This is a genomic window from Ferrimonas lipolytica, from assembly GCF_012295575.1.
In the GTDB taxonomy this organism is placed as follows: Bacteria; Pseudomonadota; Gammaproteobacteria; order Enterobacterales; family Shewanellaceae; genus Ferrimonas; species Ferrimonas lipolytica.
Map to the genome: position 1 here is coordinate 749812 of NZ_CP051180.1, position 12987 is coordinate 762798.

Annotated in this window: 12 protein-coding genes; 8 read left to right on the forward strand and 4 right to left on the reverse strand. The window is 50.4% G+C overall.

What is annotated here, in order from left to right; translation table 11 throughout:
- Window positions 1-63 precede the first annotated feature (63 nt).
- Window positions 64-1242 carry a purine nucleoside transporter PunC gene (gene punC, locus HER31_RS03545; RefSeq protein WP_168659301.1) on the reverse strand — a complete coding sequence of 393 codons (1179 nt, stop codon included), beginning with the start codon at window positions 1240-1242 and terminating at the stop codon, window positions 64-66.
- A 161-nt stretch (window positions 1243-1403) separates the two neighbouring features.
- On the opposite strand from punC, the gene punR reads away from it, so the two are divergent.
- Window positions 1404-2279, forward strand: a complete 876-nt coding sequence (punR, locus tag HER31_RS03550) for a DNA-binding transcriptional activator PunR (protein ID WP_168663133.1) — start codon at window positions 1404-1406, stop codon at window positions 2277-2279.
- An 85-nt stretch (window positions 2280-2364) separates the two neighbouring features.
- Here the strand turns inward: punR and rne are convergent, their stop codons facing one another.
- Window positions 2365-5712 carry a ribonuclease E gene (rne, locus tag HER31_RS03555; protein WP_168659302.1) on the reverse strand — a complete coding sequence of 1116 codons (3348 nt, stop codon included), beginning with the start codon at window positions 5710-5712 and terminating at the stop codon, window positions 2365-2367.
- 581 nt (window positions 5713-6293) lie between these two features.
- Between rne and rluC the strand changes: the two genes are divergently transcribed.
- Window positions 6294-7253, forward strand: coding sequence for a 23S rRNA pseudouridine(955/2504/2580) synthase RluC (gene rluC, locus HER31_RS03560; protein WP_168659303.1), 960 nt, complete (start codon window positions 6294-6296; stop codon window positions 7251-7253).
- A complete protein-coding gene (locus HER31_RS03565; RefSeq protein WP_168659304.1) occupies window positions 7253-7900 on the forward strand; it encodes an HAD family hydrolase in 648 nt (215 codons plus the stop codon). Before rluC ends, HER31_RS03565 begins: the two co-directional genes overlap by 1 nt.
- Here HER31_RS03565 and HER31_RS03570 read toward each other — a convergent pair.
- Together HER31_RS03570 and HER31_RS03575 are read right to left on the reverse strand one after the other, a co-directional pair.
- A complete protein-coding gene (locus tag HER31_RS03570) occupies window positions 7887-8243 on the reverse strand; it encodes an Mpo1-like protein (protein WP_168659305.1) in 357 nt (118 codons plus the stop codon). The genes HER31_RS03565 and HER31_RS03570 overlap by 14 nt on opposite strands.
- An 87-nt stretch (window positions 8244-8330) precedes the next feature.
- The gene (locus tag HER31_RS03575; RefSeq protein ID WP_168659306.1) at window positions 8331-8933 is read right to left on the reverse strand and encodes a Maf family protein; all 603 of its coding nucleotides are present in this window, start codon (window positions 8931-8933) and stop codon (window positions 8331-8333) included.
- Window positions 8934-9317: 384 nt separating this feature from the next.
- On the opposite strand from HER31_RS03575, the gene yceD reads away from it, so the two are divergent.
- The 5 genes from yceD to fabD are packed head-to-tail and all read left to right on the forward strand — an operon-like array spanning window position 9318 to window position 12987.
- Window positions 9318-9851 carry a 23S rRNA accumulation protein YceD gene (gene yceD, locus HER31_RS03580; protein ID WP_168659307.1) on the forward strand — a complete coding sequence of 178 codons (534 nt, stop codon included), beginning with the start codon at window positions 9318-9320 and terminating at the stop codon, window positions 9849-9851.
- 17 nt (window positions 9852-9868) lie between these two features.
- Window positions 9869-10039 (forward strand): 50S ribosomal protein L32, encoded by a 171-nt coding sequence (gene rpmF, locus HER31_RS03585; RefSeq protein WP_168659308.1) that lies wholly within the window; start codon window positions 9869-9871, stop codon window positions 10037-10039.
- Window positions 10040-10052: 13 nt separating this feature from the next.
- Window positions 10053-11078 carry a phosphate acyltransferase PlsX gene (gene plsX / locus HER31_RS03590; RefSeq protein WP_168659309.1) on the forward strand — a complete coding sequence of 342 codons (1026 nt, stop codon included), beginning with the start codon at window positions 10053-10055 and terminating at the stop codon, window positions 11076-11078.
- Between the two features lie 7 nt (window positions 11079-11085).
- The gene (locus HER31_RS03595) at window positions 11086-12051 is read left to right on the forward strand and encodes a beta-ketoacyl-ACP synthase III (protein ID WP_168659310.1); all 966 of its coding nucleotides are present in this window, start codon (window positions 11086-11088) and stop codon (window positions 12049-12051) included.
- Window positions 12052-12063: 12 nt separating this feature from the next.
- Window positions 12064-12987: an ACP S-malonyltransferase gene (gene fabD, locus HER31_RS03600; protein ID WP_168659311.1), complete on the forward strand. Its 924-nt coding sequence runs from the start codon at window positions 12064-12066 to the stop codon at window positions 12985-12987.

The following is a 12987-nucleotide window of genomic DNA, read 5'->3' on the forward strand; positions in this document are numbered from 1 at the left end:
TGAATTATCAAAAACGGCCACATTACTGTGGCCGTTTTTAGTAAAGGGTTAGTCTATTAACGATTAAGCAGTAGCGGCAACGGCTTTGTTCCAGTTGGCGGTTAAGTAGCCTGAAAACACTACGGCTGCGCTGGCGGCGATCGCAATTCCGGTGATCTCCAGTGCTTGGCTAGCAAAGGCCGCCACAACAGCACTGGCACCAAAACTGATGGTGATTTGTAGACTGTTCTGTAAGCCAGCTGCCGTTGCGGCCATCTGGGTAGCGCTGCCTAAGGCTCGGCTAACTAAAATCGGGTAGATAGCTCCGTTGACAGAAGCCATCAGGCAGAATGGAATTAGCAGCGGCCATATCGATACTAGTGGCTGCTGGGTTACTACTAGTAGCGTCGTGGAAATAACGGCAAACAACAGCACCAAAAATCGTAATAAGCCTTTATCTCCATGGCGGTTAACCCACTTTTTGCCGATGTAGCCACCCAGCATGAACGCGATAGTTTGTGGTACAAATGCCAAACCGATTTCCGTCTCAGCGTACCCTAGGCGATGCATGATTTCTGGCATGCCAGTAAGGAAAGCAAAGAAAGCGGCTGAGGCAGCGCCAAACATAATTACATTGCCCATAAATACGCGTGATGACAGCAGTGTCGTGATGTCATTAAACACCGCGCGCTCGTTTTTTATTTTAGGGGTATTTGGTAGGCGATAAGTAATGGTGAGTAATACCGCTCCGATAACGCTAAGAGCGGCAAAGATACTCTTCCAGCCAAACATTGAAGCCAAGCCGACCCCGATCTGAGGTGCAAGCGCTGGGGACAGAGCTACTAGCGGCATAATTGTTGCGAAGATCTGTTGTGCTTTTTTGGAGTCATAACGGTCGATAACCAACGCCTGCCAAATGACGGCGGGGGCACAGACGCCAATAGCTTGGAGAAAACGCAGCGAAAGCAATTGCCATATTTCGCTAGAAAACCACAGCCCTATAGAGGCTAACGTGTAGACCGCTAATCCAATAAGCAGGGTTTGTCGGCGCCCAAAGCGATCGGAGGCCATCCCCCATAACAACTGTCCACCGGCCATCCCAGCTAAGAATACAGATAACGACAGTGCAATTGATTCTGCCCCGGTTAAATAGAACGCTTCCATCTGTTTGAATACCGGCAGGTACATATCGGTCGCGATAAAACCGAGCATGGATAGGCCAGACAGATAAATTAGTTCAACAATAGTGATTTTTTGAGGCATGAGTTCAATCTTTTTGATTTAAATAGCTGCGAAATATGCAGTTAAATTCGAAGGTTGTGGATTCTATATGGTGAGCTGGCCGCTGTTAAACGCTATATTTTCACTAATACTTTCAATTTTTTTGATAGGTAGTAAAGGTGTTTGATCTCGGTACATTACAGATGCTCGATAATGTCGCTCGCTTAGGCAGTTTTAGTGCTGCTGCGCATGCGATGCATAAGGTGCCTTCAGCCATTAGCTATTCTGTGAGGCAAGTAGAGCAACAGCTTGGAGTGCTGTTGTTTGAGCGTAAACCTAGGCAGGTGGTGCTTACGCCGGCAGGGGAGCACTTTATTAGCCAATGCCGTTTATGGTTACGTGAGATGGAACAAGTTAAGTTGCACACTCAGCGAGTGGCAAATGGTTGGCAGCATCAAATCAACTTGGCATTGGATACCGTTGTGAAAGCGGAACGAGTGACTGAGCTGATCCGAGATTTCTATAATCGTTTCAATGATGCTGAATTGGTTATTAACAATGAGGTATTCAACGGGGTTTGGGATGCCTTGGCTGATGGTCGGGCAGACATTGCTATTGGCGCGACGGCAGCAATACCGGTAGGTGGTGATTTTGGCTATCGCGATATGGGCTTATTGCGCTGGGCGCTGGTGATGGCTCCGGATCACCCGTGTGCAGATATAGTTCCATTGCCGGTTGAGGAGTTGGAGCGTTTCCCAATGGTTAGTCTCGAGGATACCTCGCGAACCTTGCCTCGGCGTAGTAATTGGAAGCTGGATAATCAACGGCGGATCCTAGTGCCTGATTGGAACAATGCTGTTGCCTGTGTTACCGCAGGGATAGGGGTAGCGTATGTTCCTCGTCACTTTGTGGAACCAAGCTTATTGGAAGGTACGTTGGTAGAGCGAGAGCTTCCGACTGGGCAGCGACCTAGTCCTTGTTGTTTAACCTGGCGTAAAGAGAGCGAAGGACCATTAATGCAGTGGTTACTAGATTACTTAGGGGACGAACAGAAGCTACAACGAGAGTGGTTGCTATAACAGTGGTTATTAACAGTTATAACAACGCTGAACTGTAGATATAAAAACGGCCACTCAAGAGTGGCCGTTTTCTATTTAGCACTGATTACTTGTCTTCTGGACGAGTCATCGTTGAGTTCACCATGCTGGCGTAGCGGTTATGAGCAAAGTCGTTCTTCTTTGCTTCAAACTCCGGCACAGTTACATCGATTTTTTTCACTTCAGAGTCGACGCTCTTTGGTGATGCCATCTTAGCGCTAACGCCTCGGGAGTTATCAAGTAGGCCGCGCTTTGGAGTCGTAGGCTTAGCTTCAGCTACTGGAGCCGGTGCAGGAGCAGGCTTAGCTTCAGCTACTGGAGCCGGTGCAGGAGCAGGCTTAGCTGCAGCTGCTGGAGCCGGTGCAGGAGCAGGCTTAGCTTCAGCTACTGGAGCCGGTGCAGGAGCAGGCTTAGCTTCAGCTACTGGAGCCGGTGCAGGAGCAGGCTTAGCTTCAGCTACTGGAGCCGGTGCAGGAGCAGGCTTAGCTGCAGCTACTGGAGCCGGTGCAGGAGCAGGCTTAGCTTCAGCTACAGGAGCCGGTGCAGGAGCAGGCTTAGCTTCAGCTACTGGAGCTGGTGCAGGAGCAGGCTTAGCTTCAGCAACTGGAGCCGGTGCAGGAGCAGGCTTAGCTTCAGCTACTGGAGCCGGTGCAGGAGCAGGCTTAGCTTCAGCTACAGGAGCTGGTGCAGGAGCAGGCTTAGCTTCAGCTACTGGAGCCGGTGCAGGAGCAGGCTTAGCTGCAGCTACTGGAGCAGCTGGCTGTAGATCCATTGGGATCTGTTGAGCTTGATTTTCAGTTTGCTCAGGGTAGCGAGCATTAACTGGATCAGTCTGAGTTGTTTCCTCATCGCGGTTACGACGGCGACGTTGACCAGCGGCACGTAAGTGACGCGGGCTGCGGCGGGAACGACGGTGAGCTTGACGCTCGTTGTCGGTCAGGTTGATCTCAGTTTTCTCTTCTGCTTTTGTTACTGCTGGTGCAGCTTCAACAGCTTGCTCTTCTACCACAGGTGCTGGAGTCGGAGCCTTAGATTCAACCGCTGGAGCGGCAATTGGTGCGGCTACTGGCTCTACCGGCGTTGCAGCTATTGCAGCGGTTTCGGTTTGCTCTTTAGCAAGACGTACAGACCGCTCCATCTGACGACGTGGACGACGTTCACGCTTAGGCTGCTCAGTGCGTTCGGTACGTTCTGCACGTTCGGTACGCTCAGGACGGGCTTCTTGCTTGGCTGGTGCATCAGCGGCTGCTATTTCTACCGGTGCGGCATCGCGTTTCTGTTTGTTACGACGCTCGTTACGCTCAGTACGGCGTGCTTCATCGCGTTCGTTGCGACGGGTTTCGTCACGTTCGTTGCGACGCTTGTCATCAGGCTTCACGCTTGTTTCAACAGCAGTGTCGTTGTTACGGCCGCGTTGTTGCTCGTTGCGACGGTTGTCATCGCGTTCGGTGCGTTCGTTGCGGTCGCGGCGGTTGCGGCGACGTTCGTTTTTCGCTTCACCTTGCTGTTCGCTGTCGTCACGCTTGTCGTTGCGGTTACGGTTGCGACGATTGCGATCGTTACGTTCACCACGTTCACCACGTTCTTTGCGGTCGTTGTTACGACCACGGCGGTTGTCGTTACGACGTCCTTTTGGCTCCGGCTTTGCTTCCTCTTCGCCGCCGAATAGGCTCTTAATTGCTGCACCAATACGGGCAAACAGGCTCGGTTGTGGCTCCGGCTTGCGCTCTTGGCGTGGCGCGCGCTTAGGCTTTTCACGCTTAGGCTTTCGTTCTGGGCGAGCTTCAGCTTTCGTTGGTGCAGCAGCTGGGGCAGGGGCAGTAACTGGCGCTGGGCTCAGAGCGCTAACCGCTGGCTTATCCAATTGAGCACGTTCGTGTTTACGAGGCTCGTACAGTTTAGCTTCAGGACGCTCCACTAAGGTGTAGCTAGCTTCAGCAATGGTGTCATCTTTACGATGACGAACCACTTTATAAGCTGGGGTTTCCATGTGTGGATGTGGGATCACATACACTTCAACCTTGTGACGCTGTTCGATGATACGAATTGCCTTGCGCTTTTCGTTCAGCAGGTAAGCGGCAACATCAGTTGGAACCTGAGCTTCAATCTGCGAAGTGTGCTCTTTAATCGCTTCCTCTTCCATCAGACGCAGGATAGATAGCGCTAATGATTCAGTACCACGGATAGAGCCTTGGCCATTACAGCGAGGACATAGGTGTGCCGCGGATTCACCCAACGATGGGCGTAGGCGCTGACGGGACATTTCAAGCAGGCCAAAGCGCGAGATGCGACCAAGCTGAACGCGAGCACGATCTTGACGAACAGCATCACGCAGACGGTTTTCTACTTCACGTTGATGACGTACCGGGCCCATATCGATAAAATCGATAACGACCAAGCCACCCAAGTCACGTAGACGTAACTGACGGGCAATTTCGTCGGCTGCTTCTAGGTTGGTTTGCAGCGCGGTTTCTTCAATATCGCCACCTTTGGTTGCACGAGCGGAGTTAATATCCACTGCGGTCAATGCTTCGGTCGGGTCGATAACGATGGAGCCACCAGAAGGCAAACGCACTTCACGTTGGAACGCAGACTCAATCTGAGTTTCAATCTGGTAATGGGTAAATAGTGGTACTTCGCTCTGGTATAGTTTCAGCTTAGACACTGCATCAGGACGCACTAGCGCGATGTGATCTCGTGCTTTTTCGAAGATTTTCTGATGGTCAATCAGTATTTCACCGATGTCAGTACGCAAGTAGTCACGAATAGCGCGAACAATTACGTTTGACTCTTGGTGAATAAGTAGCGGCGCAGGCTTAGAGTCTGCCGCAGTTTTGATTGAGTTCCAGTGGTGCAGCAGTACGTTAAGATCGTCTGCTAGCTCTTCGGCTGCTTTGCCAACACCAGCTGTGCGGACAATTAGGCCCATACCTTGCGGTACGTCAAGCTTAGACAACGCTTCTTTTAGGTCGCTACGCTCGTCGCCTTCGATGCGGCGTGAGATGCCACCGGCGCGAGGGTTATTTGGCATCAATACCAAGTAAGAACCGGCCAAGCTGATAAAGGTGGTTAGGGCTGCACCTTTGGTGCCACGCTCTTCCTTATCAACCTGAATGATTACTTCCTGACCCTCTTTAATCGCTTCTTTTACCGAAGGACGACCTTTTTGAGATGGGTTGATGAAGTATTCGCGAGCAATCTCTTTGAGCGGCAAAAAGCCGTGACGGTCAGCGCCGTAATCGACAAAAGCGGCTTCAAGAGAAGGTTCTACTCGGGTAACTTTACCCTTGTAAATGTTAGCTTTTTTCTGTTCATGACCTGGGCTTTCGATGTCCAAATCATATAAGCGTTGGCCATCGACCAACGCTACGCGCAACTCTTCAGATTGAGTTGCGTTGATCAGCATTCTTTTCATTTGGTGACTGAATCCATTTTTTTAGTCACCGTATACAGATGTCGCCCGGACAAGATCCGGCACCCCGACAAAAGGCAGCCTCGCGGCTGTAATGGGGGAGTGGAGGTCGATAACTAAGCCAAATTTAATGGACTTGTTACTCACAAGAGCAGGCTGCTGTGGGTCAACCACAGATGATCTCGATGCCTGATTGTCCTCAAACGTGTACGCTTGGTACTCAGTGGGCCGCATATAGGGTGCAACCAACAGAAATTCTCTAATGCCGGCAGTTTCCGGCAGCATCTGTATCGGTAACGATTTTAGTAAAATATAAAGTAGCGGGGGATGACGTTTCGTCAATGACTATGGTGCCTGGACCGGGCCACAATAGGTTTAGCTGTGGGCTTACCGACCTGACGAGATGCGAGACGCTTTATAAATAATAGCGCTGGCTCATCCTTGTCCCTACGATGGCTAATATAACAGCGATTTGCGCACGTAAATGCCACCGGTGACGCAAGCATAGCAAGTTCATCAATATGCGGCAATCTACATATCCGCTTAGCTTGGGACTACTGCCATAAATAGGTACAATAGCGGCCATGAATTTATCTGAACAAACTCCGGCACCCAAAGTTCAATGGGTGACCATTACCGACGATCACGTCGGTCAACGAATCGACAATTTTTTAATCACCTTTCTTAAAGGGGTTCCTAAAAGCCTTATCTATCGGTTACTGCGCAAAGGCGAAGTACGGGTAAATAAGAAGCGGATTAAACCCGAATATAAGTTGCAAGATGGCGACGAACTGCGCATTGCCCCAATTCGCGTTAGTGAGCCGAAGCCGGATGCATTACCCAATGCCAACCTCGATCAGGTGAAAAGCCTAGAGCATCACATTATCTACGAAGATAAGGTGATGTTAGTGCTGAATAAACCGTCTGGGATTGCAGTGCATGGCGGCAGCGGGCTTAACTTTGGCGTAATCGAAGCATTGCGTGCCTTGCGTCCAGAAGAGCGAAATCTCGAGTTGGTGCACCGTATTGACCGAGCAACATCGGGCTTATTGATGGTTGCCAAAAAGCGCTCTGCATTGCGCCACCTGCAGGATCAACTGCGCCATAAGACGATGCGCAAGCAATACTTGGCGTTGGTTAAAGGGGGATGGCCGGCTAAACGTCGTGCCATTCAAGCACCATTGTTAAAGCGTGAATTGAACACTGGTTTACGTGCAGTGTCGGTTTCGCCTGAGGGCAAACCTTCGGAAACGCGTTTTCGTATCATCGAGCAGTTGAACGGTGCCACCTTGGTTGAAGCCAGCCCCGTCACCGGTCGTACTCACCAGATCCGAGTGCATACTCAGTACGCGGGTCATCCAATTGCGTGTGATGAGCGTTACGGTGATGATTATTTTGACAAGAAGATGCGTGAGGCGGGGTTAGACCGGTTATTCCTACACGCCTTTAAGTTGAAGTTTACTCATCCAGTTGAAGAGGTAATGATGGAGCTGGAAGCACCATTAGAACCGAAGCTGCAGAAACTGTTGGCGAAGTTACGCTAATGAATAATTCAATTAAGCATGTGATTTTCGATTGGGATGGAACCATTCAAGACACCATCAGCAATATTGTTGCTGCGTGGCAAGGTGCCTCTACTGAGCTGTCATTAGCGCCGCTGAGCGCTGTACAGATCAAATCGATGATCGGGTTATCGTTGCATGCAGGTATTGGTAAAGTCGAGCCGAACCTATCTGAGGCAGGGATCGAAGCCTTTATCGAATGCTACCGTAAGCATTACTTCGCGTTGGAAGCCCAACCGTCTCCGTTATATCGCGCCATTCCCGAGTTGATGGAGCAGTTACGGACGCAAGGGCAAACACTAACGGTGGGTACGGGGAAAGGGCGGCAAGGGTTAGACCGTACACTCGCTAGCAGCGGCATCAGTCAACACTTCAGCGCCACTCGAACCGCCTGTGAAACCGCGAGTAAGCCAAGTCCGTTAATGGTACAAACCTTGTGTGAACAGGTTGGTATTGCACCGGCGCAAACCATGATGGTTGGTGATGCTTACTTTGATATGGCTATGGCACGTAATGCTGGTGCTGTTGGCGTGGGCGTAAGCTACGGTGCCGGGACAATTGAGGAGCTGCAGCGGGCACAGCCGTTAGCCATTATTGGCGAGCCGCTGGCACTGCTTAATTTGTTGTAAGTTCCGGTTGGCCATGGCGTTGTTGCGCGATGGCCAGCTTCGCCTCAAGTTGGCCGGTCAGCCAATCCTTTAGCATTACCCAATCACTGATAAAACTGTAAAACGGATACTTAAAGGTGGCCGGTTTATTGTGCTCGAATTTGAAATGGCCAATCCAAGCGAAGCCATACCCTATTAGCAAAGCAGTCCAAAGCCACTGCCATTGGCCGGTAACGGTCAGCGCCAATAATATCCCCAGAACTCCAAATGAACCGGCGTAGTGCAAGCGACGACAGGTTACATCTTGATGTTCGCTAAGGTAATAAAGGTAGAAGTCAGCGTAACGAGAGAATGAGTTGGCCATAATTGTGTCCTAACTGGATAAACAAGGTGGCAACTGCAATCTTTCGCCACGCAGAGAGGCGAAGCGGATAACCGGTGCGGCTAACGGTTAACTCACAGCGGTTTGTTGTTGCAGTACATCGATGCCTTGATTCGCCAACATCTCACCAAGGGTGATCAATGGCAAGCCAATTAAGGTGTTTGGATCACGCCCCTCTAAGCGATCGAATAACATGATTCCTAAGCCTTCGCTCTTGAAGCTACCGGCACAATTAAGTGGTTGCTCGGCTGCAACATAGCCTTCAATCTGGGCCAAGCTCAAATCCTTAAAGTGTACTTTAAACGGTTCAACCGTTGTTTGCGCTTCACCGCTATCGCTATTAACTAAGCAAAGGCCGGTATAAAAGGTGACAGTTTTTCCAGCGGCGCTTTGTAATTGTTTAACCGCGTTAGCGTGATTACCTGGTTTTCCCAAAATGCTGCCATCGACCACGGCAACCTGATCCGAGCCAATAATCAAGGCATTACTATGACGTTCAGCGACCGCTCTGGCCTTAGCTTGGGCGAGGCGACCAACCAACTGCTCTGCGGTTTCGTTAGCCAATGGGGTTTCATCAACCTGCGGTTTATCACATTCAAACGGTAACCCTAGTTTGGCTAGGATCTCGCGGCGAAAAGGGGAGGTAGAGCCCAAGATTAGGGTTTTGTTCATTGCTGTAGTTGTCCGACAAATTCTGTGGGGCAAAGGTTAGCAAAGGCCGATAACCGCACCAAGTGTAAACAAGAAAAATGGCTGCTATATCGCTTTTTACTCTGGTTGCTAGAGCAACTGTGCACACCGTTAATAGATACTAAGGGATAAGATTATTACGACGTTGTTGGTCCTCCTCGCTAGCTAATGCTCGTTAACTAACCGGCTTAGATCGAATTTGGGCTTATGGTCGTTGACAGCACAGCACCAACCACGTACAAACATCGGCTTGCGAACGCTTTTAGTATCGGTTGTCATGGTTAGGTAATCCCTTACCACGGACAGTGCTGAACGAGCTAAAATTGTTTTGACTCGTGATTACACTCTCTATAAAATGCGCGGCCTATGCAAAAAGTACTAATTCCAGTTACGTTGAACCCTGCCCGATGCGCTCAACGTCATTTGACCTATGAAGGAACCCTTCCTAGTAAAGTGATGAAGCGTGTTAATGGGGCCAGCGCTGGTGACTGCAAGGATTTAGACGTTTCCGTGGAATGCGGTGTCGATGTTCAGGGGATAGTCTACCTCTCGGGGAAGGCTGTGACGGAGCTCACTCTGATATGTCAACGCTGTATGGAACCGGTAAAAGTCCCTGTTGCGGTTGAATTCGCATTCAGCCCTGTGACTGATGATTCACAGATAGATGAGCTCCCGGATGCTTATGAGCCAGTCGAACTCGACGAAAATGGCGAAGTGATGCTCCACCAATTGATCGAAGATGAAATTTTAGTGGCTTTCCCAATCGTGCCGTCGCACGACACCGATAGCTGCAACTTAGCATCTCGCGATGTAACAGTTGGTAAAATAGCTGAACCGAAACCTGCTGATGAGCGTCCGAAGAACCCGTTCGCGGTGTTAGAAACTCTTAAGCGAAATTAAACTAGGAGATTGGGGCCATGGCCGTACAGAAAAGTAAAGTAACTCGTTCACGTCGCGGTATGCGTCGTTCACATGATGCGTTGACCACTGTTCAACTGTCTGTTGACGCAACTTCCGGCGAGAAGCACTTGCGTCACCACGTGACTGCAGACGGTTTCTACCGTGGCAAGAAGGTAATCAACCTGTAAGGTTGCTACCATCTTGACTAGTCTAACCCTAGCGTTAGATGCAATGGGGGGCGATTTCGGCCCCCATGTAACAGTGCCTGCAGCTTTGCAGGCATTGTCGCATTTCCCGCACCTAAATTTAATTTTGGTCGGGGATCGCATTGCTATTGGAGAGCAACTCCGTAGCCACAACGCAACTGAATCCCCTCGATTACAACTTCTCCATGCAGAGCAAGTTGTGTCTATGTCTGAACGGCCTGCGCAAGCATTGCGTACCCGCCGTCAAAGCTCTATGCGCCTCGCACTCGACTTGGTTCGCGATGGCCAAGCAGACGCCTGCGTTAGCGCAGGGAATACCGGAGCCTTAATGGCGATGTCGAAAGTGGTGTTACGAACCCTTCCAGGGATCGATCGCCCGGCATTAGTCGCCCGGGTACCTACGGTGATAGGTAAACCTGTATATCTGCTCGACCTTGGCGCCAATGTGGTTTGTGATTCCGATACGCTGTTCCAATTTGCGGTAATGGGCTCGGTTTTGGCCGAGTGCTCTGATCAACGAGGGGCGCCAAAGGTGGCGTTGCTTAATGTTGGTACAGAGCAGGTCAAAGGAAATGATCAGGTACAACAAGCAGCACAACTGCTGCAGCAAACACCACAATTGAACTACGCTGGATTTATAGAAGGCGACGCCATTTTTAAAGGTGATGTTGATGTGATCGTCTGTGACGGTTTTGTCGGTAACGTAACCTTGAAAACCACTGAAGGCGCCGCCAGATTACTGTTACAGCAGGTTCATGATGCGATTCAGGGCAACCTCTTAGCTAAACTACTAGGTTGGTTGCTCAAAAAACGGCTTAAACAGCTGAATCAGCATATGAACCCCGACCAGTACAATGGTGCCAGTCTGTTAGGATTGCGCGGTATTGTGGTGAAGAGCCACGGCAACGTTGATAAAACAGCCTTTTTCCACGCGATAGAACAAGCGGTGGCAGAGGTTGAACAACAGGTGCCGTTGCAAATCAAAGACCGATTAGAATCGGTATTGTTGGAAAAGTCCTAAATCTTCTATGTATACAAAAATTCTTGGAACAGGTAGCTACCTGCCGTCTCAGGTGCGTTCCAATGCTGATCTTGAGCAGATGGTCGATACCACCGACGATTGGATTGTTGAGCGCACCGGTATTCGTGAACGTCGCATTGCGAGTGCAGGCGAAAACGTCTCCACTATGAGTTATCAAGCGGCGTTAAAGGCGATTGAAGCGGCGGGTATCGACGCCAGCGAGATCGATCTGATCATTAACGGCACCTGTAGTGCGCCTAATGCCTTCCCATCGTCTGCTTGTGAAGTACAAGCGATGCTGGGTATTCAGGGCGGTGCTGCATTTGATGTGGCAGCGGCGTGCAGTGGCTTCATCTACGCGTTGTCGATTGCGGATCAATTTATTAAAACCGGTGCGGTTAAAAAGGCACTGGTGATCGGTTCTGACATCTTGTCTGAAGTGTGTGATCCGGAAGACCGCTCCACCATTATCTTGTTTGGTGATGGTGCCGGTGCGGTGGTTGTTGGCGCGAGCGAAGAGCCAGGTATCTTATCCACGCATATCCACGCTGATGGTCAACACGGCAGCCTGCTGTGCGCCGGACGCCCAACCCGCTCTAAGGACCCAAAAGTTACTGGTGCGGAAGATTACATGCAGATGAAAGGGAACGAAGTGTTCCGTCATGCCGTCTCTCGTTTAGCCCAAGTGTGCCAGCAAGCGCTGGAACACAACAATATGGATAAAAGCGAGCTGGATTGGTTGGTTCCTCACAATGCCAACTACCGAATTTTAAAAGCAACTGCGAAGAAGCTCGGCATGAGCATGGACCAAGTGGTACTGACCTTGGAAAACCACGGCAACACCTCTGCGGCTTCTGTGCCTATTGCTCTTGATATGGCGGTTCGCGATGGCCGAATCCAGCGAGGCCACACCCTAATGCTTGAAGCATTTGGTGGTGGTTTTGCTTGGGGCGCTGCGGTTGTTAAGTATTAAAGGAATTTGAACATGAGCAAAAACGCATTTTTATTTCCAGGACAGGGCAGTCAGAGCGTTGGCATGCTGGCGGATGTGGCGGCAGAGCACGCTGTCATTGAGCAAACCTTCGCGGAAGCGTCAACAGTATTAGGTTTTGACCTTTGGGCAATGGTGCAAGCAGGACCTGCTGAAGAACTGAATCAAACCCATAACACTCAACCGGCTTTACTGACGGCTTCGGTGGCGCTCTATCGCGCTTACCTAGCACAAGGTGGAGCAGCACCAGCGTTAATGGCTGGACACAGTTTGGGCGAATACTCGGCATTGGTTTGTGCTGGAGCGATCGACTTTAAAGACGCAGTTAAGTTAGTTGCGCTCCGCGGCCAACTAATGCAGCAAGCCGTTCCTGCTGGTGTTGGCGCCATGTACGCCATTATCGGTTTGGCTGATGATGCCATTGCCACATGCTGTGAAGAAGCGGCGCAAGGGCAGGTTGTATCACCGGTTAACTTTAATAGTCCAGGCCAAGTGGTTATTGCTGGTCATAAAGAAGCGGTAGAGCGAGCAGGTTTAGCCTGTAAGGAAGCGGGTGCTAAACGCGCATTACCACTGCCGGTTTCAGTGCCGTCCCATTGTGCATTAATGCAGCCAGCTGCAGACAAGCTGGCTGAAGCATTGGTTGCGATAGACGTTAACGTGCCTGTCATACCAGTTGTTAATAATGTTGATGTCACAATGGCTGCCGATGCAGCAGCAATCAAAGACGCTTTAGTACGTCAGTTGCATTGCCCAGTCCGCTGGACAGAAACCGTCAATCTGTTAGCTGAGCATGGTGTAACCAACCTGTTTGAAGTTGGCCCAGGCAAAGTACTGACCGGTTTAGCAAAACGAATTAATAAAACAATGACTGCGGCGACGTTGAATACTACAGCGGATCTGTCGACAGTCAGTTAA

Bases quoted from the DNA above. Each gene is read 5' to 3' on its own strand.
- HER31_RS03570 (WP_168659305.1), bottom strand. From the start codon at position 8,243: ATGGCCAACTCATTCTCTCGTTACGCTGACTTCTACCTTTATTACCTT.
- HER31_RS03595 (WP_168659310.1), top strand. From the start codon at position 11,086: ATGTATACAAAAATTCTTGGAACAGGTAGCTACCTGCCGTCTCAGGTG.
- HER31_RS03575 (WP_168659306.1), bottom strand. From the start codon at position 8,933: ATGAACAAAACCCTAATCTTGGGCTCTACCTCCCCTTTTCGCCGCGAG.
- HER31_RS03565 (WP_168659304.1), top strand. From the start codon at position 7,253: ATGAATAATTCAATTAAGCATGTGATTTTCGATTGGGATGGAACCATT.
- rluC (WP_168659303.1), top strand. From the start codon at position 6,294: ATGAATTTATCTGAACAAACTCCGGCACCCAAAGTTCAATGGGTGACC.
- rne (WP_168659302.1), bottom strand. From the start codon at position 5,712: ATGAAAAGAATGCTGATCAACGCAACTCAATCTGAAGAGTTGCGCGTA.
- yceD (WP_168659307.1), top strand. From the start codon at position 9,318: ATGCAAAAAGTACTAATTCCAGTTACGTTGAACCCTGCCCGATGCGCT.
- fabD (WP_168659311.1), top strand. From the start codon at position 12,064: ATGAGCAAAAACGCATTTTTATTTCCAGGACAGGGCAGTCAGAGCGTT.
- punC (WP_168659301.1), bottom strand. From the start codon at position 1,242: ATGCCTCAAAAAATCACTATTGTTGAACTAATTTATCTGTCTGGCCTA.
- rpmF (WP_168659308.1), top strand. From the start codon at position 9,869: ATGGCCGTACAGAAAAGTAAAGTAACTCGTTCACGTCGCGGTATGCGT.
- punR (WP_168663133.1), top strand. From the start codon at position 1,404: ATGCTCGATAATGTCGCTCGCTTAGGCAGTTTTAGTGCTGCTGCGCAT.